Raw genomic sequence first — 24636 nt, 5'->3', positions numbered from 1 at the left:
CGGTTATGGCTCCAGCGCCTCGCGCTGGTAGCATTCGACGACGAGGCTGATCGGCTTCCCGTCGGGCAGGCGCAGCAACGCCCGGTGCGTGAGGAACGTGCCGGGCGGGCAGCCTTCGAGCCGACCGTGGCGTGCTTCGAGCCGCTCGCGCGTGAAGTGCAGCGGGGCGACCACTTTGCCGAAAGGCGTGTCGGTGGAGGCCAGCGTGGCATTCATGGCATCGGTCAGGCGCGCGGGCACGAACCAGTTGTGCGCTTCGGACAGCGTCACCCCGTCGCAGGTCAGGCGGACGTGGCGATAGCCCAGCGTTTCGTGGTCCGAGACCTCCAATAGGGCGCGGGCGTCGGAGGGAAGGGCGGAGTCCTCCCCCTTCACCGGCTGTGCAGTCACGAGCGGCGCATCGGCGCTGTGATGCGCGGCGCACCATTCGCCCAGCGCGGCCGTGGCGCTGTCGTTACGGGCAAGCAGTTGCTCGAACTCGGCTTGTTGCGGGGCCGAACCGGCAAGGAAGATCGACGCGAGCGGAATAAGCTTAGATCCCACCCGGGACTGCCGCCTTGCCGAGCGCGGTCAGGCCGTCGATCAGGGCATGGGCGCAGGCCGCCAGCTCTTCGGCATTGACCGATCGGATCACGAAATTGGCGCCGGTGCGGCCTTCGCCCCAGAACGGGTAGGAGCCGATCTGGCAGCTTTCGAAAGCCTTCTCGGTCTCGCGCAGCAAGTCGGCCACTTCGCTTTCGCCCACCCAGCAGCCGATCGTTTCAGAAAGAAGCGGCGCGCCGCCTTCCAGAGTGCCGGTCAGGGCGTCGAGCATGCCAGCGGTGATGCTGGGCACGCCAGCCATGATGAAGACGTTCTCGTACCGGATGCCCGGCGCGCCGGTGTAGCGGTTGGGGATCAGGCTGGCGCCTTTGGGCGTGCGGGCCATGCGCAGGCGCGCTTCGGTAAGGCTGCCGCGCGTCTCGTAATAGGTTTCGAGAATCGCCCGTGCCTCGGGATGGACGATCACCGGCACGCCGAGTGCTTCGGCAATGGCGTCCACGGTGATGTCGTCGTGCGTCGGGCCGATGCCGCCGGTGGTGAACAGATAGTCGTTACGCGCGCGCAGCAGGTTCACGGCCTCGACGATGGCGGCGGTATCGTCTGCCACCACGCGCACTTCCTTGAGGCGGATGCCCTGCACCTGCAGCCAGGTGGCTACTTGAGCGATGTTCCTGTCGTGTGTGCGACCGGAGAGGATCTCGTCACCGATGACGACGAGGGCGGCGGTGTAGATACGCGACGAATCGACCATGCGCTTTGGCTAGCCGACCCGAACGGACACCGCCACCCGTGGCGCGTCAATCTTCAGCCCGACGGTGCTCGTACCGTCAATCTTCTGAAGGCATGACGATGAACTGCTCCCACGCGCCATTCGCGCCGGGCTCGGCGTAAGTCGAGACCGCGAGCTTGCGCTTGCCGAAGGTGGCGGTGAAAGTGCGGTTGACGAAACCGCCGCGCAGCTTCGGCTTGCCGGCGGGCTCGAAAGCGGTGAGCGGGCCGAGCGGGGTCAGGCTTTCGCGATAGTCCTTGCGCACGGCGGCCGAGAAATAATCGCGAGCATGGGCGGTGAAGCCGGCCGGATCGAACTTGCCCGCCACCAACGCTTCCAGTTGCGCACGGGCATCCGCCGTGCGCGCCGCTTCACCGCTGTCGAGCGGCAGGTCGCGCGGCATGACGATATCGGCAATCGCCGAGGTGAGCGTGCCCGTCACCGAGCCGAAGTCCGCGTTGGTGAGGACGACGATGGCGACGTCGCTGTCGGGGTACATCGTGGCCTGCGAGAGGAAACCGGTCGATTCGCCCCCGTGGTTGATGATTCGGCGACCGTCTGCGGTGCGGGTGAACACGCCGAGCCCGTAAGCGGAGTTGGTTCCATCCGCGAGGATGATCGGGGCTTCCTGTTCCTCCCAGTCGGCGGCGGGCAGCAGCGTGCGATGTAGGCGGGCAATGTCCCAGCGCGCCAGATCGGAGGCGGTCATCGAGATTTCACCGGCGGCCCAGAGCCAGCCCGAGGCAGGCGGCGAGGCCGGCACGACCGGGCCCAGCGCATAACGGTGATAGCCCTGCGGGAAGCCGGGCTTGTTGGTGTCGTCCAGCTTCAGCGGATGGAGGCCGAGCGGCTGGAACAGCTCCCGCTCGAACAGCGTCCACAGCGGTGCACCGCCCGCCTTCTCGGCAATCAGCCCGGCGACGACATAGCCGGTGTTCGAATATTGCCAGCGCGTGCCGGTCTTGTAGTCGAGCGGTGCAGTGGCCCAGCGCCGGACGATTTCCTCCGGCTTCACCGGGGTGTGCATGTCGACGAAGTCATAGTCCTGCGGCCAGAAGTCGCGCAGGCCGGACGTGTGCGACAGCAACTGGCGGATGGTGATTTCGTCCCCGCCGGACACGCCGGTCAGGTACTTCGAAACCTTGTCGTCAAGCGAGAGCTTGCCCTGATCGCGCAGCTTGAGGATCAGCGCGCCGAGGAACTGCTTGGAGTTGGACGCGATCTGGTAGGGCTGGTCGGGGCGGGCGGGCATGCCGTCCGCTGCCTTGCCCCAGGCTTTGGCCAGCACGATCTTGCCGCCGCGCGCGATGGCGACTTGCGCCGAAGGTACACCGCTCTGCGCCAGCGCCTTGGCGACGGCGGCGTCGATAGCCTGTTCCTGCGCGGGCGTGAGCGCGGTGCTGGCTGTGCTCGCGCCTGTGGGCGGTGCGGCCTGCGCGGCGGCGATGTTGGGGGACAGGATGAGTGCGCCGGCGGCAAGCAGGCGGGCAAGGACGGTGCGGTTCATGACGCGACGCTTAAATGCAACGTCCGCGAATTCAATGCCGGGATTGCGCGGAAGCTGCGCAAAAAGAAAGGGCCGATCCGAAGACCAGCCCATAGAAGTTTTGGGAGAGGATGCCTGAAAGGCCCGTTCCTTATGCTCGCAGACATGTTTTGCTGCAAATGCGAAAAAATCCGCCTTGGTTGCGATTTATGCAACCAATCGCCTGGGCGAAGTGGCGGAACTCCGTCGATCTGGTTTGACGCATTTGCATTTCCGCGCATTTGTGAGGCCGCATAATGCCGGAGAGCCATTCCGATCCGGTCGGGCGAGGGGCGTCGTCACGGGACGTGCAAAAGCCTCGCCATGCTCCGGACGGGCTGGCGGCAAAAAAGAAGGGCCGGTCCGAAGACCAGCCCCTTGGAAAGTTTTGGGAGAGGATGCCTGAAAGGCCTCCTCCATATGCTCGCCGGGCCGATTCTCCGCAAACGCGAAAAACTGGAGCATGGTTGCAAGGAGTGCAACTTTGCTGATGGATGAACGCGCGGAAATGCGTTGTTCAGATTTGTTTGTAATGCATTTGAACGGTGTTCGGGATGACCTTTGCCGGAGTTGGCAGGCTTTGTGCCAAGTTGGCGAGCAAGGCTGGGTTTCGAGCCGTTAAACCGGCGGGGGGCTAGCCGTGATCTTCATGGATCTCATCGTCATCCTCGCGAAGGCGGGGATCCCGCTTCCTTAGAGTGGAATGCGAGGTTGCAAGAAAGCGGGGCCCCCGCCTTCGCGGGGGCGACGGAAACAGGAAGAGGGCGGTCCGAGGAGAGCGCGCCTGATGCCGCGCACGCAAACGGTCCCGGCCCCATCACATGATGCTCCCGTGCAAAGCAGGCAAAAAAGAAGGGCCGGTCCGAAGACCAGCCCCTTTGGAAAGTTTTTGGGAGAGGATGCCTGAAAGGCCCGCTCCATATGCTTGTCGGACCGATTCTTCGCAAACGCGAAAAAATCGCGTTTGATTGCAAGACTTGCAACTCTAAGGCGCAGATCCGATCGCGGTCAGCCTTGAGTCAATGCCCCGTAGAGGTCGTGCTCGTCCGCGTCTTCGACAAGAACGTCAACGATATCACCAACTTGCAGATCGCCCACGTTGCGCAGGAAGACATTGCCGTCGATCTCGGGTGCGTCGGCCTGCGAGCGGGCGGTTGCACCGATTTCGCCATCTTCGTCCGGCTCGCCCACTTCGTCGATGATCACCGGGATCACGCGGCCGACTTTGGCCTGAAGCTTGGCGGCGCTGATCGCGGCGGTCTTTTCCATGATCCGCGCATAGCGCTCTTCCTTGACCTCTTCCGGCACCGGATTCGGCAGGTTGTTGGCTGAAGCACCCTCGACAGGTTCGAAACGGAAGGCGCCGACGCGGTCGAGCTGCGCTTCGTCCAGCCAGTCCAACAGGTACTGGAAGTCTTCCTCGGTCTCGCCGGGGAAGCCGACCACGAAGCTGGAGCGGATCGCGATATCCGGGCAGATTTCGCGCCACTTGTGCAGGCGTTCGAGCACCTTGGCCTCGTTCGCCGGACGCTTCATCGACTTCAGCACCGACGGCGCGGCATGCTGGAACGGAATGTCCAGATAGGGCGTCAGCAGACCCTCCGCCATCAGCGGGATCACCGCGTCGACATGCGGATAGGGGTAGACGTAGTGCATGCGCACCCAAGGCGCGCGGCCTTGCGCATCCTTCAACTGACCCAGCTCGCGCGCGAGGTCGGTCATGTGGGTGCGGACTTCATGGTCCTTCCACATGCGCGTCTCGTGCCGCACGTCGACGCCATAGGCCGACGTGTCCTGGCTGATGACCAGCAGTTCGCGCGTTCCGGCCTGCACCAGTTTTTCCGCTTCGCGCAGAACGGCGTCGATGCGGCGGCTCGCCAGCTTTCCGCGCAGAGACGGAATGATGCAGAACGAGCACGCGTGGTTGCAGCCTTCCGAGATCTTCAGATAGCTGTAGTGGCGCGGCGTCAGCTTCACGCCGGCTTCGTCGTAGATCTGCGGGATCAGGTCGACGTAGGGCGAAATCTCGGGCGGGGCGGCGTCGTGAACGGCCTCGACCACGGCTTCGTACTGGTGTGCGCCGGTGACGGCGAGCACGTCCGGGAAGCGGGCGCGGATCACGTCGGCCTCATTGCCCATGCAGCCGGTGACGATCACGCGGCCGTTTTCGGCAATGGCTTCACCGATTGCGGCCAGGCTCTCTTCCTTCGCGGAGTCGAGAAAACCGCAAGTGTTGACGAGCACGACATCGGCGCCGGCGTAGTCCGGGCTCATCGTATAGCCATCGGCGCGCAGGCGGGTGAGGATGCGTTCGGAGTCGACAAGCGCCTTGGGGCAGCCGAGGCTGACCATGCCGACCTTGGGCGGGGTGGGGATTTCAATAGCCATAGGGATGGCGGGCCCGATACTCCGATTGTGGCCGAGAGTCACGAATTGAATGGATTCCGGGCGAGTCGGCTCCGCTGCACTGGATCGATGATTGCTGTGCCGGCTGATGGCGGGTGCCATGCAAGTCATGGAAATCGCAACCGCCCGGCCGCTTTCGGCCGCCCGGATCGTGATCCATTGGGACGCTGGCCGATCTGATCGAAAACGGCGTCCGTAAGAGGCTCCGTTCCGCATGCGGAGCCATTTCCTGTTCCAGCGCGCCGTCTCGGATTCGCGGGTGGTTTCCGGAGGCCCGTCGCGCGGCGACGATAGGCTGCGCGCACTTGCGCGCGCCGCTTGCGAGAGCTCCTCCGTGCCACTACCCCTATGATCGCAGGGTGCGCCGGGCGACGTGCGTGACGCGGTCGCCCTATTTGCCTGTGACTGGATCGATGGCGGCGAAGGTGTCGCAGCCCGGCTCGAATGGCCGGATGCGGCCGAATGAACGGAAAGGGATTGCAATGGGTCCGGTGAACTGGCTGGCAGTGTTCCTTGCGGCCGCGCTCGCGATTGCGGTGGGGCTGGTGTGGCATGGGCCGCTGTTCCGCACGGGGCGGCAACTCTTCCCGGGCAATTCGAAGCGTACGGCCAATTACGGCGTCGTCGGGCTGGTCATGCTACTGGCGTCGATCATGCTCGGCCACAATTTCGCTCGCCTCGGCGAGGCCACGCTGGCGGCCAAGCCCTGGCTCTATTTCATGCAGAGCGGCGGCATTGCCATTTTCTTCGTCATTCCGGCGGTCTGGCTGACGCATCTGAGGCAATCGACCGAGCCGCTGAAGCGCGTGGTCGATTGCGCGTTCTGGCTGGTTGCCTATCTGGCGATGGGGCTGGTGTTCTGGGCGCTAGCCTGACCAATGCCCTGACGAATGATCGTCCGAAGGCGTGGTGGGCGCAATCTCGACCACTACGTCGCCGGATCGCAGCACTTTGGCCTCGTCTTCCCAGAAGCCGATCGTGCGGTTTTCGCGATAGATCCTGAGGCCGCGCCCGCCGCTGGCAAGCCGGTCCAGCGGCCCGCCGACTTCGCTGGGCAGGACCGGGCGCTCGACCAGTTGCACGCGCCCCGCCACCGAGGCGAGGTCCGACAGATATTCCGCCACGTGCTGCCCCTCGGCCGAACCCGCCAGCAAGAGGCCGGTGAAACGCACCGGGTTGATGACATTGTTGGCACCGGCCTGCCGCGCGAGCAATTCGTTGTCATCGGCGCGGATCACCACGGTGATCGGCACATCGGGCGCAAGATGGCGCGTGGTGAGCACGATCAAAACCGAGGTGTCGTCCCGTCCCGCCGAAACCAGCACGGTGCTGGCCGTGCCCACGCGGACGGCGTTCTGGATCTCGTCCCGCGTGGCATCGCCTTGCAGGACGTTGCAACCCAATCCCTCCGCAAGGGAGAGCCGCGCCTGCGCCGGATCGACGACGACGATGCGCGCCGGGTCAGTACCGCGTTCGACCAGTTCCTTCACCGCTTCCGAGCCGCTGACGCCGAAGCCGAGCACGACGATGTGGCCCTCAAGCCGCTCCTGGATCTGCTTCATGCGCCAAGTCTCCCAGCTGCGCTTGATGAAGAAGTTGTAGGCCGTGCCGACGAAAATGGTGATCACCGCAAGGCGGATCGGCGTGACCAGCACGGCCTCGATCAGCCGTGCGCGGTCGCTGACCGGCGCGATGTCTCCAAAGCCGGTCGTCGTGATCGAGATCATCGTGAAGTAGACGACGTCGAGGAAACTGACCTGCCCGTCGTGCGCGTCGTTCAGTCCGGTCCGGTCGGCCCAGTGGACCATGATGACGATGAAGATCAGCAGGAACGCCGCGCCCAGTCGCAGCGCGGCATCGGCCCAGACCGGAACCGCCAGCGAACGACGCAGCGGCCTGAAAACCGCACGAACGGGGCGCCTTTTCGACATGCCCCGGCAGGTTAGGGGGCCTTGGGCAACTCGTCCAGCGGATCGACGGGCTTGCCGTCCCGGCGCACTTCGAAGTGCAGTTCGTCGCCCTTGGCCAGGCCCGTATTGCCGACAAGGCCCACGCGCTCCCCGGCCGCGACCTTGGCGCCATCCTTGACGGTGACGCGGCTGAGGAAGCCATAGGCGGTGAACCATCCGCCGCCATGATCGAGCACGACGAGATTGCCGAACTGCTGCTTCTCGCTGCCGGCGAACTTCACGGTACCGGCAGCGGCGGCGCGGACCATGGTGCCTGCGGGGGCCTTGATGTCGATGCCGTCGTGCGGATCGGCGCCCGAGGCAAAGCGGCGGCCGAGCTTTCCGGCGACAGGCCAGAGGAAGCGGCTAGACGCGCGCGGCGGGGCCTTTTCGGTCGATTCAGCCGCCGTGACCGAAGCCTTGGCCGGAGGCGTCACGGGTGCCGGCGCCTTCGTCTCGACCAGCGTCGGGATCAGCAGCGACTGGCCGACTTTGACCGGCTTCTGCGGATCGAGGCCGTTGGCGAGCGCGACCTGTTCCCACGGCACCGCATATTGGTACGCGATCGAAAAGCCGGTCTCGCCGGACTTGACCGTATGGCGCCGCGTGCGCGGAATCCTGAGGTTCTGTCCGGTCCTCACGGCGTAGGGTGGCTGGAGGCTGTTCGCTTCGATGATCAGCACGCGCGCGACTTTGGCGCGCTCGGCAATGCCGCCGAGCGTCTCGCCCGGCTCGACGACATGGATTTCCTCGGTCTGGGCCGAGGCGGCGGCGGCGTTGCGAGCCACGACTTGCGCTTTCGCGGCGGTCCGGTTGGAGGCGGCTGCGGTCGGCCCGGGGACGGGCTCGACGGGTATGGTTTTTTTGGGGGCTGTCGGGCCCGTGTTCCCGCGCGGGATCGTCAGCTTCTGGCCGGCCTTGACCGTGTAGGGCTGCTTGAGCCCGTTGGCCTTGACGATGGCGCTCGCCGAAACCCCGGCGCGGTTGGCGATGCCGTTCAGCGTTTCCCCCGGCGCGACGACGTGCACCGTCTCCGCCTTGGTCGAGGCGAAGGCAGGCGAACCGGCCAACGCCAGCGCCGCAAACAGGGGAAACGCGCGGCGTATCATGCCGTGTAGCGGCTCGCGATCTGCGCCAGCGAGGCGTCGTGGGTAAGGTCGAGCTGGAGCGGCGTTACCGAAATGTAGCCTTCGGCAATGGCTTCCAGGTCGCTGTTGTGGCCCAGCGTATGCTCGATGCCGTGGAGGCCGAACCAGTAATACGGGAACCCGCGCGGATCCATGCCTTCGACCACCGAACCGCGCGCATAGTCATGGAAGCCCTGACGGACGACGCGGATGCCCTTCACGTCCTCGGCGGCGAGCGGCGGGAAGTTCACGTTGATCAGCGTGCGCGGCGCGAACGGCGCGTCGAGCAGCGGCTTCAGGACTTTCGCGCCCCATGCCTCGGCGGCCGAGAAGCTGACGTTGTTGCCGTGCCCTTCGCCCGAATAGACCTGGCTCAGCGCGATCGAGCGGATGCCCGCCAGCGCGCCTTCCATCGCCGCCGAGACAGTGCCGGAGTAGGTCACATCGTCGCCGAGGTTGGCGCCGCGATTGACGCCGGAGAGGATCAGGTCGGGCGGGCCGGGCATGGCCTTCTTGATGCCCATGGTCACCGAATCGGTGGGAGTTCCCGTCACCGAGAAGCGCTTGGGTGCGTGCTCGCGCATGCGCACCGGACGGGTCAGCGTCAGCGAGTGGCCGGCGCCGGACTGTTCCTCGCTCGGCGCGCAGATCCAGATGTCGTCCGAAAGCTGCGCGGCGATCTTCTCCAGCACATAGAGGCCGGGGGCGTTGATGCCGTCGTCGTTGGTGAGCAGGATGCGCATGGTGTCTCTCTTGCAATGTGGCGCAGGCCTGGTGGTCCAAGCGAAGCGCTGATCCATTCATCCTTCGACAAGCTCAGGATGAGCGGAGGGGAGGCTCAGCCTTGGTAAAATTGGAGGATACCCCCTCTCAATCCCGCTCAGGCTGAGCTTGTCGAAGCCCCTTAGAAGCAGGGCTCCAGCTTCTCGATCCCGCCCATCCACGGCTTGAGCGCCTCTGGCACCAGTACCGAGCCGTCTTCCTGCTGATAGTTCTCCAGCACGGCGACGAGCGTGCGGCCAACCGCGAGGCCTGAGCCGTTGAGGGTATGCAGGAACTCGGTCTTCTTCGAGCCTTCGGGCTTGTAACGCGCGTTCATCCGGCGGGCCTGATAATCGCCGCAGTTCGAGATCGAGCTGATCTCGCGGTAAGCGGCCTGCCCCGGCAGCCAGACTTCAAGGTCGAACGTCTTCTTCGCGGTGGCGCCCATGTCGCCGGCGCAGAGCAGCACCTTGCGATAGGGCAGTTCCAGCGCCTGAAGGATCGATTCGGCGGCAGCGACCATGCGCTCGTGCTCGGCTTCCGACTGATCGGGCTGGCAGACGGTGACGAGTTCCACCTTTTCGAACTGGTGCTGGCGGATGAACCCGCGCGTGTCGCGGCCCGCCGCGCCCGCTTCCGAGCGGAAGCAGGGGGTGAGCGCGGTCATGCGCAGCGGCAGGGTGTCCAGATCGACGATCTCGTCCTGCACCGCATTGGTCAGCGAGACTTCGGCGGTGGGGATCAGCCAGCGGCCGTCCGTCGTCTTGAACAGGTCTTCCGAGAATTTGGGAAGCTGGCCGGTGCCGAACACGGCCTCGTCCTTCACCAGCAGCGGCACGATGCATTCCATGTAGCCGTTGGTGGCGGTCTGCGTGTCCAGCATGAACTGTGCGAGCGCGCGGTGGAGGCGGGCCATCTGGCCCTTCAGAAACGTGAAGCGCGCGCCGGAAATCTTCGCGCCGGTCTCGAAATCGAGGCCGAGTGCCGGGCCGAGGTCGGCATGTTCCTTGGGCTCGAACGCGAACGTACCCGGCGTGCCCCACTTGGCGACTTCGACGTTCTGCGTCTCGTCCTCGCCGTCCGGCACTTCGGCGACGGGGATGTTGGGCAGGCCCGCGAGTGCATTGTGAAGCCGCGCGGAAAGCTCCTTTTCCTCGGCTTCGAGCGCGGGGAGGGTATCCTTGAGCTGGGCGACTTCGGCCTTCAGCGCTTCGGCCGTGGCGCTGTCGCCCTGGCCCATGGCCTTGCCGATTGCCTTCGACGCTTCGTTGCGGCGATTCTGCCCTTCCTGCATGCGCGTCGCGACCGAGCGGCGCTGCTCGTCGAGCGCGAGGATGTCAGCGGCCACGGGGAGGGCCCCACGGCGGGCGAGGCCGGCGTCGAACCCTTCGGGATTCTCGCGGATCAGGCGGATATCGTGCATGGGGCGGGGCTATGCCGTCTCGCGCCCGCAGGCGCAAGATTGGGCCGCAACCTTTGCGCCGAAGTCGGCGGCAGAGTTGAGGGCCGGGCCCGGGACTTCAGTCCGGCCACGCCGTTTATCAAAAAAGAACCATTAAAATACTGAAAGGTGTACTTTCGACATTGCTGTTGAGAATTGGTCGCAACGAAAGGCCCTGATCGGCCATCTATAACGCCCTTGGGAGCCCGCGAAAGCTGGAACGGGTCCGGCTCAAGCGGGCGGGATGGGGAAAATACTATGGAATGGTTTAGGGCTAATGCACCTATTCGTCTTAAATTATTGATTGCATTCGGAAGTCTTGTTGCACTGACGGTCGCCAGTGGACTTGCTGGCATGGACCTTGGGGGAGGTCGGGCCGTTTGGGCGGTTCTTGGCGTAGCCGTGATCGCCGCAGTGCTCAGCCACGCCTATCGCGAGGCGATTGCCGGGCCTTACGTCGCCACCGTGGTGCGTATGGAGGGGCTGGCGGCCGGCGACCTCGAAAGTCCGATCCAGTTCACCGACTACCGCGACTGCGTGGGCCGCATGACCCAGGCCATGTTCACGTTCCGGGCGACCGCGCAGGCCGAGATCGTCAAGGGCGAGGAAGCGCAGCGCAATGCCCAGGTCGTGCAGGGCATGGCCGACAATTTCCGCCGCCTTTCCGAGGGGGATCTGACGGCGGATATCGTCGAGAACTATCCGGGCGAATATGCCGCGCTCAAGGAGAGCTTCAACGAGGCGCTCGCCAGCCTTCGCGGGCTGCTGGGATCGGTGAAGTCCGGCACGCAGAACAGCCTCGTCGGCTCGCGGGAGATCGCGCAGGCGTCCGAGGATCTCGCGCGGCGGACGGAGGCCAATGCGGCCAGCCTCGAACAGACGGCTGCGGCGATCCAGCAGATCGACCATCGCCTCAAGGCCACGGCCGAGGCAGCGGCGCTCTCGGTCTCGACGTCCGGTCAGGCGATGACGGCGGTGTCCGAAGGGCGTGCCCGCACCGATGCAGCGGTGGAGGCGATGAGCCGGGTGAGCGACAGCGCCAAGGGCATCGACGCCGTGATCGAGGGGCTCGACAAGATCGCGTTCCAGACCCGCGTTCTGGCGATGAACGCGGCGGTCGAGGCGGGCCGTGCGGGCGACGCGGGGCGCGGGTTTGCGGTCGTCGCCGATCTCGTTTCGGCACTGGCGATGCGGGCCGAGGAAGAATCGAAGCGCGCCCGCGACCAGCTTGGCGTTACCCAGACCGATATCGAAGTGGCGGTGGAGGCCGTCCAGAAGGTCGATTCGGCTTTCGGGGTGATTTCCGCCTCGGGTGAGGAAGTCACGCGCCTTGCCGGGCTGATCGCGGCCGACAACGATGCGCAGGCCGCTGCCATCAGCGAAATCAACGCGGCGGTCGGCGCGATGGACCATTCGACTCAGCAGAACGCGGCGATGGTCGAGCAGACTTCGGCAGCGGCGCGCAATCTGACGTCCGAAGTGGCGTCTCTGGCGGCGGAAGCGGATCGATTTCGCATGATGCCCGCGCAGACGGGTTTCCGCCCGACGCTGGTCGGCAGCCGCATGTGAACATGCATCCGCCGCGAGGGCGCACGCGTCTTCGCGGCGGACCCACTGGGGTCCGATGCTGCATTCAAGTCTTTGGTGGGAAAAGAGAAAGGTGCCATCCTGAAGAGGATGGTGGGCGCGGCAGGGATTGAACCTGCGACCCCACCCGTGTGAAGGGTGTGCTCTACCACTGAGCTACGCGCCCGCCGAATGGACTGTGTCCGATGCGGAAGCGCGCCTCTAGATGAGTCGGATCGAATTGACAAGCGGCCATGGTGAATTAAATCGCGGGCCATGACCGAAGAGACCAACGTCGGCCCCGACGTGCCGCCCGACCGCCTTGCCATCCACTCGAAGAGCGCGTTTTTCGACGCCGACAAGCTGCAACGCGGCGTCGGCATCCGCTTCAAGGGCGTGGTGCGTACCAATGTCGAGGAATATTGCATTTCCGAAGGCTGGGTGCGCGTGCAGGCGGGCAAGACCCTCGATCGCAAGGGTAATCCGCTGACCGTCAAGCTCTCGGGCCCGGTCGAAGCCTGGTACGAGGACCTTGGCGAGGGCGCGCCTGTCGCCAAGCTCTGATCGCGGCTTGAATGGAAATCGGGCCGCCACGACGCGGCCCGTTTTTCCTCAATCCCCGCTCAACGATAGGTTCCGGCGATAATCGCGCCGATGGGGTCGCTGCGGCGGCCCTTTTTCGTGGGTTTGAGGCCGGTTTCCGGCGGACTGGCGGGGGCGGGCGTTGCCGCGTCCTCGCCCGATACCGATTCGAGCCGGGCCTGGCCCAGGTCCTTCACGGCTCCGGGCTTCGCATTGTAGATGAAGCCCTCGACCGGCCAGTGCGTGGTGCCGAGGTTGTGGATCGGCGCGTACCAGATGCGCACTTCGCTCCAGTCATTGTCCGGCGATACATCAAGCGCGGTGACATTGTCCTCTACCTGACCGCGCCGTCCCTCGATGGGGGACCAGTTGGCGTGACTGATCAGAATCGTCCGCGAATCGACGATGCGGCTCACGGTCGCGACATGGCCGAGGTGCGAGTTCGCATAGGCCGGAATCGCCATGACCGCGCCGACGCGAGGCCGCTGGCCAGTGGCATAGCGGCCTTGCGCCTGATCCCACCAGGTATGGGCGTCGCCAAAGATCCGGATGCCCGAAAGCCGCCGCGCATAGGGCACGCATTCGAGGTAGTCGGGACCCTTGATCTCGCTCCCGCCGCCGTCTGCTCCGGCCATGACGTCGTCGATCGCCGAGCGCGCGCTCGCCGGTGCTGCCGCCGCGAGAGCGAGGCCTAAGATGATGAATCTGCGGTAACCCTTCATGTTTGCCATGTTCGGCGGAGAGGGTTAGGGGCTTCCTGAATAATGTGGTTAACGGCGCGGTAACTATTTCGGCCGCGAATCCGCATAAGATCGTCGCTTCAAGTGCCGATCCCGACTGCCGGTTGCCTTTTTTCGATCTGCCGCGATTTGCGGAATCGCCCGGCCTTGACGCCTGACTTCGCATTAGCGGAACGCGGGGCGTTTCCATTTGCGCCGAATTCCCCTATCGGCGCGAATCCTTTATCGAGTTCTTATATGCTTCCCCAGGTGATCATCATCGGCCGACCCAACGTCGGCAAGTCCACGCTGTTCAATCGGCTCATCGGCAAAAAGCTCGCGCTTGTCGACGATCAGCCGGGCGTCACGCGTGACCGCCGCTTCGGCGATGCGGAACTGCTGGGGCTCAAGTTCCAGATCGTCGACACTGCCGGTTGGGAGGACGACGAGGCCGAAACCCTGCCGGGCCGGATGCGCAAGCAGACCGAAGCCGCGCTGGAAACCGCCGATGTGGCGCTGTTCGTGGTCGACGCGCGCGCGGGCCTCACCCCGCTGGACGAGGAGATCGGCCAGTGGCTGCGCGCCTCGCCGGTGCCGGTGGTGCTGCTGGCCAACAAGGCCGAGGGCCGCGCGGGCGAGGGCGGCGTGCTCGAAGCCTATTCGCTGGGCCTTGGCGAGCCGATCACGTTTTCGGCCGAGCACGGCGTCGGCATGGCCGACCTCTTCGAGGCTCTGCTGCCGCACCTCGATTCGCTTCAGCCCGAAGAGCCGGAGTTCCCGGAGGAAGTGGACGACGAAGCGCTGCTGCGCCGGCCGCTCAAGCTGGCCATCGTCGGCCGTCCGAATGCGGGCAAGTCCACACTGATCAATCGCATTCTGGGTGAGGACCGCCTGCTCACCGGGCCGGAAGCGGGAATTACCCGCGATTCGATCACGGTGGACTGGGAATGGACCGATCCCAAGACGCAGGAAGTGCGGCAGGTCAGCCTGATCGACACCGCAGGCATGCGCAAGCGCGCCAATGTAACCGAGAAGCTGGAGCGCATGGCCGTGGCCGATGCGCGCCATGCGATCGACTTTGCCGAAGTCGTGGTGCTGTTGCTCGACGCCACGCGCGGGCTGGAGCATCAGGATCTCACCATCGCCTCCAAGGTGCTGGAAGAAGGCCGCGCGCTGATTATCGCGATCAACAAGTGGGACGTGGCGGAAGGCGCCTCGGCCCTGTTCAACGGCATTCGCGGGGCGCTGGACGAGGGTCTGGCACAGGTGCGCGGAGTGCCGCTGCTCGCGGTTTCGGCGCGGACCGGCAAGGGTCTGGACGAACTGATCGCTGCCGGTTTCTCGATTCGCGAAGCCTGGAGCAAGCGCGTGCCGACTGCCGCGCTCAACCGCTGGTTCGACGATGCGCTTTCGGCCAATCCGCCGCCGGCGCCGGGCGGCAAGCGCATCAAGCTGCGCTACATCACGCAGGCCAAGACCCGCCCGCCGGGCTTCGTGCTGTTCGGTACCCGCCTCGACCTGCTGCCCGAGAGCTATCGACGCTACCTGATCAACGGCATCCGCCGCGAACTGGGCTTTGACGCGGTGCCGATCCGCCTCAACTTGCGCAGCGCCAAGAACCCTTTCGCCAACAAGTAAGCAGTTTACAAAACGGCAGCGCGTTCGTCCTCAGGACGGGTGCGCTGCCGTTTCCGCGTCCGGCTGTGGCTGGTCGGCGGTCATGTTCGCGTCTTCGTGTTCGATGGCGCGGGGATCGATCATGCCGCGGCTGTTGCGCATCTCGCTCATCAGGCCCCAGACCGAGATGAACAGGGCGGCGATCACCGGCCCGACGATGAAGCCGTTGAGCCCGAACACCTGAAGCCCTGCCAGCGTCGCGATCAAGACCACGAAGTCGGGCAGGCGCGTGTCGCGGCCTACCAGGATCGGGCGCAGCAGGTTGTCGATCATGCCGATCACGAACATCCCGCAAAAGGCGAGGATCGCGCCGTGCCAGATGTGGCCGGTGGCCAGCAGGTAAAGCGACATGGGCACCCAGACGAGGCCCGTGCCGACAGCGGGAAGCAGCGAGAAGAAACCCATCAGCACGCCCCACAGGAGCGAGCCGGGGATGCCCAGCAGCGAGAAGATGATCCCGCCGACAAGGCCTTGCAGGATGGCGACGACTACGGTGCCCTTCATCGTCGCACGCACGACGACGATGAAATTCACGATCAGCCGGTCGCGCAGATGCGGGCGCAGGGGCATGGCCTCGCGGATCAGTTCGCCGTAGCGGCGGCCGTCGCGCAGCAGGAAGAAGGTGAGGTAGAGCATCACGCCCAGCGCCGCGAGGAAGCTGAGCGCGCCTTGCCCGGCCGAAACCAGCTGCGTGGCCAGTCCCTGAAGCCCGGTTGCGATCCCGGCGCCGAACTGGCGGCGCAGCGACTCGAAGTCGGCAAGGCCGTAGCGTTCGACCAGTCCCTCCACCGAATCCGGCAGCGATGACCGCAGCTTGGCGACGGTCTGGCCGATGTCGATCTGGCCGGAGGCGACCTTGTCGTAAATGACGGTCACTTCCTGCACCAGGCTGATGCCCAGCAGGATGGCGGGAATGATGAACAGCGCCAGCAGCATCAGCAGCATAAGCCCGGCCGCCGTATTGGGCCGGCCGCCCATGTTATGCGAGAAACGGTGGGTCAACGGCTCGAACAGGATTGCCGCCACGACGCCCCACAGAACGGCGCCGAAATAGGGCATGAGCAGCCATGCGAAGGCGATGGAAACGAGGATGACGAGGAAGGCGAAGCCGTAATCTTCGAGACGGTAGGGCGGCTGCGGTCGTGGACTCTCCATGCTTCTGTCTTAGCACGATTTCAGCCTTGGCCAGTCCGGATCGGCTGCGGGGTGGATTTTTTCAGGCGACTGGGCGAGACAGGGCGGCCGGGCGGGGGACACAGGGGCCTTTCCGCTCATCCCATAACGAGAACCGGAGATCGCCGCCTTGCGCACCCCATTCGCCCTTCGACTTGCCGTCCTTGCACTTGGCTGCGCCGTCGTTCCCCTCGCGCCTGCGCTGGCCGACGATGCGGCCGGCGCTGGGCCCGAGCGCGGCTTCACGCTCGATGATCTGTTCAAGCTTTCGGGCGTGACCGACCCGCAGATCTCGCCCGATGGCAGCCGGATCGTCTACGTCCGCTCCAGTGCCGACGTGATGACCGACAAGCAGGTGCCCTCGCTCTGGATCGTCGATGCCACCAGCGGGGCGCAGCGACCGCTGGTAACCGGCCCGGGCGCGCATTTCTCGCCGGTCTGGTCGCCGGATGGCAAGCGGCTGGCCTTCGTCTCCAGCGACGGCACCGGCGCGCCGCAGCTCTACGTCCTGTGGCTGGACACCGGGGCGCAGGTGCGCGTGACCGATCTGCCGGACAGCCCAGGCAGCATTGCCTGGTCTCCCGATGGTCGGCAGATCGCCTATACCATGCGCGTGCCGGGTGAGGGCCTGAAGCTGGGTTCGGCGCCCGCGAACAAGCCGGAAGGCGCCAAGTGGGCCGATCCGCTCGAAGTGATCGACCGCGTGACCTATCGCGCCGATGGCGACGGCTATGCGCAGCCGGGCTACGCGCACATCTTCCTCGTCTCGACCGACGGCGGCGCGCCGCGCCAGTTGACGTTCGGCAACTTCGACGATTCCGGCCCGCTTTCGTGGACGCCGGACGGCAAGCGCATCCTGTTCTCAGGCAACCGCCGGGCCGACTGGGAGCGGGAGGTCAACAATTCGGAAGTCTACGCGCTCGACGTCGTCGGCGGGACGGTTTCGGCACTGACCACGCGCAATGGGCCGGACAACGGCGCGCTGGTCTCGCCCGATGGCAAGCACGTGGCCTATCTGGGCTATGACGACGTCAACCGGTCCTACGAGAATACCGAGCTTTACGTCATGAACATCGACGGTTCGGGCGTGCGGCCGCTCAGCAAGAGCTTCGACCATTCGATCGATTCCATCGCGTGGTCCGGCAATTCCACGATCCTTGCCCAGTATGACGATCATGCGCGGACGTACGTTGCCCGGGTCGGGCTCGATGGCTCGATCCGCACGGCGGTCGAAGGGCTGAGCCCGGGCAGCGGCTATGACCGGCCCTATACCGGCGGGGCCTTCTCGGTCTCGAACAACGGGCGCATCGCCTATACCTCGGGCACGGCGGCGCGGCCGGCGGACTTGTGGGTGAGTAATGGCGGAACCGGCCGGAAGCTGACCGATCTCAACGGCACCTGGATGGAGGCCAAGGCCTTGGCCCCGGTGCGCAAACTGGCTGTAACTGCGCCGGACGGGCGCCAGATCGACGCCTGGTTGGTGACACCGCCCGGCCTCCAGCCCGGCCAGCGCGCGCCGCTCATCCTTGAAATCCACGGCGGCCCCAACACGGCCTATGCGCCCGGATTCGCGACCGACTATCAGCTCTATGCCGCGCACGGCTATGCGGTGCTCTATACCAACCCGCGCGGCAGCACCTCGTATGGCGAGGCCTTCGCCAACCTGATCGACCGCGCCTATCCGGGCACCGACTATGACGACCTCATGGCCGCCGTCGATGCCGCGATCGCGGACGGGGTAGCCGATCCCAACAACCTCTTCGTCACCGGCGGCTCGGGCGGCGGCGTGCTGACGGCGTGGATCGTCGGCAAGAACGACCGCTTCAAGGCGGCGGTGACGCAGAAGCCGGTGATCAACTGGATCAGCGAAGCGCTGACGATGGACGCGACCACCTTCACGTCGCGCTACTGGTTCGACAAGAAGCCGTGGGAAGATCCGATGGAATATTGGCGCCGTTCGCCGCTGAGCCTTGTCGGCAACGTCAAAACGCCGACGATGGTCGTGGTGGGCTCCGAGGATTACCGCACGCCGGTGAGCGAGGCCGAGCAGTACTACGCGGCCTTGCAGATCCGCGGCGTGCCCACGGCGCTGGTGAAGGTGCCGGGTGCCAGCCACGGCGGCATTGCCGCGCGGCCCTCTCAGTCAGCGGCCAAGGCTTCGGCGATTCTGGCGTGGTTCGACAAGTACCGGACCGACAAGCCGGCTGCGGCTAAGCCGTAAGCCCGAGTTCGGCGGCGAGTTGGGCAACCAGCTCCGCCGCCGGCATCGACCGGATCAGCGGCGCGCCTTGTCCCGCCCATTGCGCGCCGTAGAGGGGCTCTCCAGCGGCCTTCGCGGCGGCGTTGAGCGCCTTCCCGGCATGATAGGTGCGCGGATAGGCAGGCACGGGCGGCAGGTCCGGATGCTCGCCGAACTGCGTGAAGCGATTGGCGAGGCAGCGGGCAGGGCGGCCCGAAATCGCGCGCGTCATCGCCGTGTGACTGGCGGCATCGGACGCCAGCAGGGCACGGTAAGCGGTGTCCGCACTCGTTTCTGGGCAGGCGATGAAGGCGGTGCCGAGCTGCGCGGCGATGGCGCCAAGGTCCAGTGCCGCGCGAATGCCGGCGCCGTCCATGATCCCGCCCGCCGCGATGACCGGCAGCTTGCCCCAGCGCGCCAGCAGCCGCGTGAGCGCGAACGTGCCGAGCCGGTCGTCGCGCGCATCGGGATCGAACATGCCGCGATGGCCACCGGCCTCCCAGCCTTGCGCGACCAGCACGTCGATCCCGGCAGCAAGCGAGAGATCCGCTTCGGCAAGGCTGGTGACGCTGCCAAGCAGCAGACAGCCTGCCGCCTTGAGCGCGGCGATCGTCTCGGAATCGGGCAGGCCGAAATGGAAGCTGACCACGGCCGGTTTCGCCTCCAGAACGACCTCCAGCATCGCCGCGTTTCCGGCGAAGCTGTCGTAGATCGTCTCCAGCGCGGTGGGCGGCTGCGCGCCGTATTCCCGGAACAGCGGGGCGAGGGCATCAAGCCACGCCTGTTCGCCCGCCGGATCGGGGCGGGGCGTCTCGTGTACGAAGAGGTTGAGATTGAACGGGCCGTCGGCGCGGGCGCGCAAGTCGGCGATCTGACGGCGGGCCTCGTCAGGCCCGATAGCGCCGAGTGCGAGCGAGCCCAGCGCGCCGGCATTTGAGACTGCGGCGGCAAGGGCGGGCGTGGAAGTGCCGGCCATCGGCGCCTGGATCAGCGGTATCGAAAGGCCAAGGCGCGCGATAAAATCCATGTCCGCCCGCGCGCCTGTCCGGTATCAGTCTTCCGCCGGCTTGCTCTGGAGCTGGCAGTAGTTCTGGATGCCCATGCGGGCGATCATGTCGAACTGCTTTTCAAGGAAGTCGACATGCTCTTCCTCGCTTTCGAGGATGCGCTCGAAGATCTCGCGGCTGACGTAGTCGCGCACCGTTTCGCAGTAGGCGATCGCTTCCTTGAGTAGCGGAATCGCATCGTATTCCAGCGCGAGGTCGGCTTTGAGCACTTCCTCCACGCTTTCGCCGATGCGCAGCTTGCCCAGCGCCTGGAAGTTGGGGAGCCCGTCAAGGAACAGAATGCGATCGGCCAGCACGTCGGCGTGCTTCATCTCGTCGATCGATTCGTGGCGCTCGTATTCGGCGAGCTTCTTGATGCCCCAGTTGTCCAGCATGCGGTAATGCAGCCAGTACTGGTTGATCGCGGTCAGCTCGTTGAAGAGCGCCTTGTTGAGGAAATCGATGACCTGCGGGTCGCCCTTCATGGGGGATGCTCCTGAAAATTTCAGGGGCATTATGGGCGCCTAAACAAAGGGAGGCAACCCGAGGGGGGGCCCGGGTTATCCCGCAGGACTATTCGCCGTGCCGTCAGGCAGCGGCGCTGAGCGGTGCGTCGAGTGCCGTCATTTCATCGGCGATGATATCTTCGGCATCCTCGATGCATTGGCCGCACTGCGGGGTCCGTCCCAGTGCTGCGTAGAGCGCGTGGGCATCGCCCCGGCAGCAGCGTGCGGCGGTCCGCAGGTCGTTTTCCTTGATGGCGTTACAAATGCAAACGTACATGTGCGAATCCTCTTGGAACCCCATCATATGCAATTGCAAATGGATCGCAATAGCATTCTGAATCGGCGAAAATCCGCAAGAAAAGTCAGCTAGATAGCGGGCGGCGATTGGGCAGAAGGTAGCCTTCGACCAGCGATCGCCAGACCAGTTCCAGCGGTCCGCGCCGGTAGCGGCGCAGGAACGGCGCGCTCCAGCAGAGCATCACGCACCAGCCGATCAGCACGAAAAGCCACTGCTCCGCAGCGCCGACCCGGCCATAAAGCCCCAGCCCCCAGCCGAAGAACAGCGCGCTCATCAGCAGGGAGGTGCCGATATAGTTGCTGAACGCCACTTGCCCGCAGGCTGCGAGTCGCATGCCAAGGCGTGTGCGCAGCAGCGCCGGAGCAGCAGCCAGCAGCAGCGCGCCGTAGCCAAGTGCGGTCAGCAGATGCGGTATCAACAGACCCTTGCCGAGCATCATGTACATGGCGATCGGCGGGAAATGCCGCGGCCATGCCCAGCCGAGGGTGAGGGCGGAGAGCGCGAGTCCTACCGCCGTGGCACTTATTCCCACGGTCAGCAGCGTCCGGCGCGGCACGCCCCCTTGCGCGGCGCCAATGCGCTGGAGCACGAGACCGACCAGCATCAACGGCCCCACTTCGCTCCATGCGTGCAGGGTCATGGTGATCAGCCAGAATGGATCGTCGCTCAGCTTGGTGCCGGCGATGTTCCAGAAACCGGAGTGGTAGAGCCGTGCCTGCGCTTCCGCCGCTTCCCGGTAAAGCGCGAGTCGCGCGGCGACCTCATGCCGTTCGGCCAGCGTGGCGACGCCCAGTCGCACCGCCTCTTCGGCGCGGGCCATCGGCACCGTAACGGCGAGGTCGACGATCGAGGCCGTCAACGCGATCCCGGCCGCTAGCCCCAGCAGAACCGCGCAAGGCTGGCGCCGCACGAACAGTACGGCGATGCCGCAAGTGGCATAGACGAACAGGATGTCGCCCCACCACAGCAGCAGATAATGCAACTGCCCCAGCAGCATGAGCCAGGCGAGGCGGCGCACCTGCAAGACGTCGCCGTCCCGCCCGGCGGCGTCCATCCGCTCGCAATAGAGCGCGATTCCCGCGCCGAACAGCATGGCGAAAAGCGCGCGCATCTTCCCTTCGAAGAACAGGAAGCCGAGTGCATAGGCAAGTTCGTCGGAACGAGAGGCGGCTGCTGCAAATCCGGGTGAAGCGCTGCCTATTGCAGGGCCTGCGAAGCCGGAAATGTTGATCGCAAGGATGCCCAGCACTGCTACCCCGCGCACGAGGTCAAGCGTACCCAGCCGGTCAACGGCATGAACCGCACCGGACGCCTCGCTATCGTAGTGGACCTCGCGGGCGCTTTCGCCCGTCAATGCCTTCGGCATAGCCCCTGTCTCCCGCGAGCGAGGCTATGCCTCCGATTCGCGGGAGTCCATGGATATTCCGTCCGGGAGCGTGGGCGGCCCAGCAATCGCCGGGACGAAGGTTATTTCGGCGGGCTTACGATGCACTCATGGCCGGAGGAGCGGAGCGCGGTGCAGGCCTTGTCGGCTTCACCCTTGTTCGCGAAGCCGGTCGCATAGAGAAATGTGAGCGATCCGCCCTTCACCATATCGCGGCGGATGCCGGCGAATTCCGGCCGCTTCGACAGGCTGCCCCAGAGCTTGTCGGCATTGCCGGCGACGCCGAAGGCGCCGAGTTGAAGCCGCCAGCCGCCGTGTTGTGCTGGTGCGGGAGCGTGCTGTGTCGTGGGCGGGGTCACGGTTTTCTGCGCGATCGCTTTTGGAGCGACTGGCTTTTCCGGCGGAGCGGCCGGCTTTTCCGGAGCGGGCGGCACTGCAAGGGCGACCGCCGCCGCACCGGGCATCGCGAGCGGTTTGCTGACGGGCGCGGGGGCCCCGCGCGTATAGTCGGCACCGGCCGTCGCCGTTCCCCCGGATAGCGCAGCTTCGCGGGCCGGGGCGACGGTCTGCGGCCGAGTCGCGGGAACGGCGGGCGTGTTCAGCGAGGCCGCCGCATCCAGCCGCGCCCGTGCAGCCTCCGATTCGGCGGCCATCTTCGATGCCAGCGCCACGCTCTCCTGTCGCTGCGCCAGCGGAATATGCTCGTCCATCTGCGCCAGTGCGCGGGCGGCCTGCGGCAGTCCGGCCTGCTGGGCCAGACTCACCAAGGCATAGGCGGCCACCCAGTCCTTTTCGACGAAGTCGCCATTGAAGTGCGCGACTCCCAGAATGTACTGCGCCCGCGAATCGCCGCGCGCGGCGGCGGCGGCGATATAGGGCATCGCCTCTTCGCGCTGGCCGCGCTGGAACAGCAGCAATCCGTAGTTGTCGGCGGCCTGAACGTGGCCCTGCGCGGCGGCTTTGCCATAGAGCGTTTCGGCCTGCTCCAGATCGAGCGGTACCCCTCTGCCCATCTTGTAGGCCTGCGCCAGGTTGAATTCGGCATCGGCGTCGCCCTTGTCGGCCAGGGGGCGCCATTGCTGCACGGCGATATCGTACTGGCCGGACGACCAGGCATCGACTCCGGACTTTACGTCGGCGTGGGCGGTAGTGGCCGCAAGCGCGCCGATCAGGCAGCAGGCCCCGCTTTTGACGCCGCTTCTGGCGCCACTTGCAGCAAGGAAACGAAGAATTTTCTGCATCTTGTACCCGCCCCGATTCCCGTTCCGAATGGGTGCCATGCTTGGCGAAGATTGACGGATGACGCCAGTGGGATCCCGTGACAATGCGGGCCTCTGCCGAAAATTGGCGTTAACCGGCATGGTAAATACTTTCCTGATCCCATGATGCGATGACAGGCCAGAAGAGTAGCTGGGGGCAGGGTGGCGGCGCGCCACGCCGCTGCGGACCTAATTAACTCTAAATTAGGAACGATCTGCGAATCCCTTCCTCGTGACAGGTTCACTTTCCTAAGCGGAATTCAGGGGACAGGGCTTTGCGAGTACTGGCATTGGCATCGCAGAAGGGCGGTTCGGGCAAGACCACGCTCTCGGGACATCTTGCCGTCCAGGCCCAGCGCGCTGGTGCCGGGCCGGTCGTGCTGATCGACATCGACCCGCAGGGCTCGCTGGCGGACTGGTGGAACGAGCGTGAGGCGGAACTGCCCGCTTTCGCGCAGACCACCGTGGCACGCCTCGCCGCCGACCTTCAGGTCCTGCGCCAGCAGGGCTTCAAGCTGGCCGTGATCGACACGCCGCCGGCCATTACCCTGGCGATCCAGAGCGTGATCTCGGTATCCGAACTGATCGTGGTGCCGACCCGTCCGAGCCCGCATGACTTGCGCGCCGTGGGCGCCACTGTCGATCTGTGCGAGCGTTCGGGCAAGCCGCTGCTCTTCGTCGTCAACGCCGCCACGCCCAAGGCGCGAATCACGGCCGAAGCCGCTGTCGCGTTGTCGCAGCACGGCACCGTGGCGCCGGTGACACTGCACCAGCGGACCGACTTCGCCGCCTCGATGATCGATGGCCGCACGGTCATGGAAGTCGATCCCAACGGCCGCTCCGCACAGGAAGTCGCGGCGCTTTGGAACTACATTTCCGACCGTCTCGAAAAGAATTTCCGCCGCACCGTGTTCTCGGCCCCGCCGGTTCCCGGCCAGCCGGTGGTGCAGGGCGCACAGCGTCCGGTCGGTGGCTTCGGCCGCCGCGTCGTCGGATCCTGACGATGTCCGGCGCGATGACCGAACCCCGTACATTCGCGTCGCTCTCGCCGAGTCTGCTGGCCCGCAAGGGCAGCGCCCGGCCCGCGATGCGCCGTCAGGATACCGCTTCCTTCGGCATGGCCGGGATGCGTGCGGATCCGGGCAAGATGGACGATCTGGGCTGGAACGACTGGGGCGATCCCGAGCAGCAGGCGCCGGTCTCGGCCGTGCCCGAAGCGCTGATGCCTGAGCCGGTCGCCGCGCCCGTGGCGGTCCACATTGAGGAAGCGCAGTTCGACGAGGCACCCGTTGCCGAGGCTTTCCACGCCGAGCCGCATCTGGACGAGGATTCGGGCGAAGACGGCTCGACCGGCCAGCCGATGGCTTCGCTGACGCCCGAAATGCCGGGCATCGCGCCGCGCAAGCCCGATGTTCTGCGCCAGATCGAGGATCTTGCCGAACGCATCAACCGCACGGCAGCTCCGGTGCGCACGATGGTTCCGGAAGGCCGCCGCGCCGCTTTCACGCTGCGTCTCGACGCAGAACGCCACTTCCGCCTCAAGATGGCCGGGCTGCTGACCAACCGCAGCGCGCAAGTCATCGTGACCGAGGCGCTCGACAAGTATCTTGCCGAATTCGCCGACATCTCGTCCCCGGCTCTATCGGCCGGAAAGCATAGCTGACC

At 65.6% G+C, this 24636-nt stretch carries 22 protein-coding genes and 1 tRNA gene; 7 read left to right on the top strand and 16 right to left on the bottom strand.

All coding sequences use genetic code 11. The features are described from left to right. Positions 1-3: 3 nt before the first annotated feature. The 4 genes from AC1VVK_RS05180 to rimO form a co-directional block, all read right to left on the bottom strand. On the bottom strand, positions 4-543 hold the full coding sequence (locus tag AC1VVK_RS05180; RefSeq protein ID WP_482904648.1) for a hypothetical protein: 540 nt from the start codon (positions 541-543) through the stop codon (positions 4-6). Further along, positions 533-1294 (bottom strand): competence/damage-inducible protein A, encoded by a 762-nt coding sequence (locus AC1VVK_RS05175; RefSeq protein ID WP_482904647.1) that lies wholly within the window; start codon positions 1292-1294, stop codon positions 533-535. Before AC1VVK_RS05175 ends, AC1VVK_RS05180 begins: the two co-directional genes overlap by 11 nt. 76 nt (positions 1295-1370) lie before the next feature. Further along, on the bottom strand, positions 1371-2819 hold the full coding sequence (locus AC1VVK_RS05170) for a serine hydrolase domain-containing protein (protein ID WP_482904646.1): 1449 nt from the start codon (positions 2817-2819) through the stop codon (positions 1371-1373). Between the two features lie 1026 nt (positions 2820-3845). Beyond that, entirely contained in the window at positions 3846-5225 is a 1380-nt protein-coding gene (gene rimO / locus AC1VVK_RS05165) for a 30S ribosomal protein S12 methylthiotransferase RimO (RefSeq protein WP_132386669.1), read from the bottom strand. A 500-nt stretch (positions 5226-5725) separates the two neighbouring features. Between rimO and AC1VVK_RS05160 the strand changes: the two genes are divergently transcribed. Continuing rightward, positions 5726-6118 carry a DUF1761 domain-containing protein gene (locus tag AC1VVK_RS05160; protein WP_482904645.1) on the top strand — a complete coding sequence of 131 codons (393 nt, stop codon included), beginning with the start codon at positions 5726-5728 and terminating at the stop codon, positions 6116-6118. Here AC1VVK_RS05160 and AC1VVK_RS05155 read toward each other — a convergent pair. From AC1VVK_RS05155 to serS, 4 genes are all read right to left on the bottom strand, one after another. Continuing rightward, complete coding sequence (locus AC1VVK_RS05155; RefSeq protein ID WP_482904644.1) at positions 6110-7174, bottom strand: potassium channel family protein; 1065 nt, start codon at positions 7172-7174, stop codon at positions 6110-6112. The two genes, AC1VVK_RS05160 and AC1VVK_RS05155, sit on opposite strands and share 9 nt — an antisense overlap. Positions 7175-7185: 11 nt before the next feature. Next, entirely contained in the window at positions 7186-8301 is a 1116-nt protein-coding gene (locus AC1VVK_RS05150; protein WP_482904643.1) for a LysM peptidoglycan-binding domain-containing protein, read from the bottom strand. Further along, positions 8298-9062 carry a 5'/3'-nucleotidase SurE gene (gene surE, locus AC1VVK_RS05145; RefSeq protein WP_132386662.1) on the bottom strand — a complete coding sequence of 255 codons (765 nt, stop codon included), beginning with the start codon at positions 9060-9062 and terminating at the stop codon, positions 8298-8300. Before surE ends, AC1VVK_RS05150 begins: the two co-directional genes overlap by 4 nt. 161 nt (positions 9063-9223) lie before the next feature. Beyond that, a complete protein-coding gene (gene serS, locus AC1VVK_RS05140; RefSeq protein ID WP_482904642.1) occupies positions 9224-10504 on the bottom strand; it encodes a serine--tRNA ligase in 1281 nt (426 codons plus the stop codon). A gap of 372 nt (positions 10505-10876) precedes the next feature. Between serS and AC1VVK_RS05135 the strand changes: the two genes are divergently transcribed. After that, positions 10877-12091 carry a methyl-accepting chemotaxis protein gene (locus AC1VVK_RS05135; RefSeq protein WP_482904641.1) on the top strand — a complete coding sequence of 405 codons (1215 nt, stop codon included), beginning with the start codon at positions 10877-10879 and terminating at the stop codon, positions 12089-12091. A gap of 109 nt (positions 12092-12200) precedes the next feature. Here the strand turns inward: AC1VVK_RS05135 and AC1VVK_RS05130 are convergent. Next, positions 12201-12275, bottom strand: a tRNA-Val gene (locus AC1VVK_RS05130). Positions 12276-12364: 89 nt separating this feature from the next. Here AC1VVK_RS05130 and AC1VVK_RS05125 point away from each other — a divergent pair. Next, on the top strand, positions 12365-12652 hold the full coding sequence (locus tag AC1VVK_RS05125; RefSeq protein ID WP_132386656.1) for a DUF3297 family protein: 288 nt from the start codon (positions 12365-12367) through the stop codon (positions 12650-12652). A 59-nt stretch (positions 12653-12711) separates the two neighbouring features. On the opposite strand, the gene AC1VVK_RS05120 is transcribed toward AC1VVK_RS05125, so the two are convergent. Then, on the bottom strand, positions 12712-13392 hold the full coding sequence (locus AC1VVK_RS05120; protein WP_482904640.1) for a CHAP domain-containing protein: 681 nt from the start codon (positions 13390-13392) through the stop codon (positions 12712-12714). 255 nt (positions 13393-13647) lie between these two features. Here AC1VVK_RS05120 and der point away from each other — a divergent pair, with 255 nt between their 5' ends. Then, positions 13648-15027, top strand: a complete 1380-nt coding sequence (der, locus tag AC1VVK_RS05115; RefSeq protein ID WP_132386652.1) for a ribosome biogenesis GTPase Der — start codon at positions 13648-13650, stop codon at positions 15025-15027. 30 nt (positions 15028-15057) lie between these two features. Here the strand turns inward: der and AC1VVK_RS05110 are convergent, their stop codons facing one another. Beyond that, positions 15058-16221 carry an AI-2E family transporter gene (locus AC1VVK_RS05110; protein ID WP_482904639.1) on the bottom strand — a complete coding sequence of 388 codons (1164 nt, stop codon included), beginning with the start codon at positions 16219-16221 and terminating at the stop codon, positions 15058-15060. Positions 16222-16369: 148 nt separating this feature from the next. On the opposite strand from AC1VVK_RS05110, the gene AC1VVK_RS05105 reads away from it, so the two are divergent. Further along, positions 16370-18460 carry a prolyl oligopeptidase family serine peptidase gene (locus AC1VVK_RS05105; protein WP_482904638.1) on the top strand — a complete coding sequence of 697 codons (2091 nt, stop codon included), beginning with the start codon at positions 16370-16372 and terminating at the stop codon, positions 18458-18460. Here AC1VVK_RS05105 and AC1VVK_RS05100 read toward each other — a convergent pair. From AC1VVK_RS05100 to AC1VVK_RS05080, 5 genes are all read right to left on the bottom strand, one after another. Then, the gene (locus AC1VVK_RS05100; protein ID WP_482904637.1) at positions 18450-19505 is read right to left on the bottom strand and encodes an NAD(P)H-dependent flavin oxidoreductase; all 1056 of its coding nucleotides are present in this window, start codon (positions 19503-19505) and stop codon (positions 18450-18452) included. The genes AC1VVK_RS05105 and AC1VVK_RS05100 overlap by 11 nt on opposite strands. Positions 19506-19529: 24 nt before the next feature. Beyond that, positions 19530-20009, bottom strand: a complete 480-nt coding sequence (bfr, locus tag AC1VVK_RS05095; protein WP_132386644.1) for a bacterioferritin — start codon at positions 20007-20009, stop codon at positions 19530-19532. A gap of 103 nt (positions 20010-20112) precedes the next feature. Next, positions 20113-20307: a (2Fe-2S)-binding protein gene (locus tag AC1VVK_RS05090; protein ID WP_132386642.1), complete on the bottom strand. Its 195-nt coding sequence runs from the start codon at positions 20305-20307 to the stop codon at positions 20113-20115. 85 nt (positions 20308-20392) lie between these two features. Beyond that, positions 20393-21694 carry a DUF418 domain-containing protein gene (locus tag AC1VVK_RS05085; protein WP_482904636.1) on the bottom strand — a complete coding sequence of 434 codons (1302 nt, stop codon included), beginning with the start codon at positions 21692-21694 and terminating at the stop codon, positions 20393-20395. A 101-nt stretch (positions 21695-21795) separates the two neighbouring features. After that, complete coding sequence (locus tag AC1VVK_RS05080) at positions 21796-22953, bottom strand: SPOR domain-containing protein (RefSeq protein WP_482904635.1); 1158 nt, start codon at positions 22951-22953, stop codon at positions 21796-21798. Positions 22954-23246: 293 nt separating this feature from the next. Between AC1VVK_RS05080 and AC1VVK_RS05075 the strand changes: the two genes are divergently transcribed. Together AC1VVK_RS05075 and AC1VVK_RS05070 are read left to right on the top strand one after the other, a co-directional pair. Then, entirely contained in the window at positions 23247-23972 is a 726-nt protein-coding gene (locus AC1VVK_RS05075; RefSeq protein ID WP_132386636.1) for a ParA family protein, read from the top strand. Positions 23973-23986: 14 nt separating this feature from the next. After that, positions 23987-24634, top strand: coding sequence for a hypothetical protein (locus tag AC1VVK_RS05070; RefSeq protein ID WP_482904634.1), 648 nt, complete (start codon positions 23987-23989; stop codon positions 24632-24634). Positions 24635-24636 lie beyond the last annotated feature (2 nt).

It is taken from the genome of Novosphingobium sp. BL-S-32, assembly GCF_056857055.1.
Note: the sequence above shows the minus strand (reverse complement) of the source record. Positions and strands in the feature narration are given on the sequence as shown.

Excerpts from the sequence above, each read along its gene's own strand:
- AC1VVK_RS05160 (WP_482904645.1), top strand. The coding sequence starts at position 5,726 with ATGGGTCCGGTGAACTGGCTGGCAGTGTTCCTTGCGGCCGCGCTCGCG.
- AC1VVK_RS05110 (WP_482904639.1), bottom strand. The coding sequence starts at position 16,221 with ATGGAGAGTCCACGACCGCAGCCGCCCTACCGTCTCGAAGATTACGGC.
- serS (WP_482904642.1), bottom strand. The coding sequence starts at position 10,504 with ATGCACGATATCCGCCTGATCCGCGAGAATCCCGAAGGGTTCGACGCC.
- AC1VVK_RS05155 (WP_482904644.1), bottom strand. The coding sequence starts at position 7,174 with ATGTCGAAAAGGCGCCCCGTTCGTGCGGTTTTCAGGCCGCTGCGTCGT.
- AC1VVK_RS05100 (WP_482904637.1), bottom strand. The coding sequence starts at position 19,505 with ATGGATTTTATCGCGCGCCTTGGCCTTTCGATACCGCTGATCCAGGCG.
- AC1VVK_RS05135 (WP_482904641.1), top strand. The coding sequence starts at position 10,877 with ATGGACCTTGGGGGAGGTCGGGCCGTTTGGGCGGTTCTTGGCGTAGCC.
- AC1VVK_RS05070 (WP_482904634.1), top strand. The coding sequence starts at position 23,987 with ATGACCGAACCCCGTACATTCGCGTCGCTCTCGCCGAGTCTGCTGGCC.
- AC1VVK_RS05080 (WP_482904635.1), bottom strand. The coding sequence starts at position 22,953 with ATGCAGAAAATTCTTCGTTTCCTTGCTGCAAGTGGCGCCAGAAGCGGC.
- AC1VVK_RS05170 (WP_482904646.1), bottom strand. The coding sequence starts at position 2,819 with ATGAACCGCACCGTCCTTGCCCGCCTGCTTGCCGCCGGCGCACTCATC.
- bfr (WP_132386644.1), bottom strand. The coding sequence starts at position 20,009 with ATGAAGGGCGACCCGCAGGTCATCGATTTCCTCAACAAGGCGCTCTTC.
- AC1VVK_RS05120 (WP_482904640.1), bottom strand. The coding sequence starts at position 13,392 with ATGAAGGGTTACCGCAGATTCATCATCTTAGGCCTCGCTCTCGCGGCG.
- rimO (WP_132386669.1), bottom strand. The coding sequence starts at position 5,225 with ATGGCTATTGAAATCCCCACCCCGCCCAAGGTCGGCATGGTCAGCCTC.
- AC1VVK_RS05125 (WP_132386656.1), top strand. The coding sequence starts at position 12,365 with ATGACCGAAGAGACCAACGTCGGCCCCGACGTGCCGCCCGACCGCCTT.
- AC1VVK_RS05085 (WP_482904636.1), bottom strand. The coding sequence starts at position 21,694 with ATGCCGAAGGCATTGACGGGCGAAAGCGCCCGCGAGGTCCACTACGAT.
- der (WP_132386652.1), top strand. The coding sequence starts at position 13,648 with ATGCTTCCCCAGGTGATCATCATCGGCCGACCCAACGTCGGCAAGTCC.
- surE (WP_132386662.1), bottom strand. The coding sequence starts at position 9,062 with ATGCGCATCCTGCTCACCAACGACGACGGCATCAACGCCCCCGGCCTC.
- AC1VVK_RS05175 (WP_482904647.1), bottom strand. The coding sequence starts at position 1,294 with ATGGTCGATTCGTCGCGTATCTACACCGCCGCCCTCGTCGTCATCGGT.
- AC1VVK_RS05090 (WP_132386642.1), bottom strand. The coding sequence starts at position 20,307 with ATGTACGTTTGCATTTGTAACGCCATCAAGGAAAACGACCTGCGGACC.
- AC1VVK_RS05150 (WP_482904643.1), bottom strand. The coding sequence starts at position 8,301 with ATGATACGCCGCGCGTTTCCCCTGTTTGCGGCGCTGGCGTTGGCCGGT.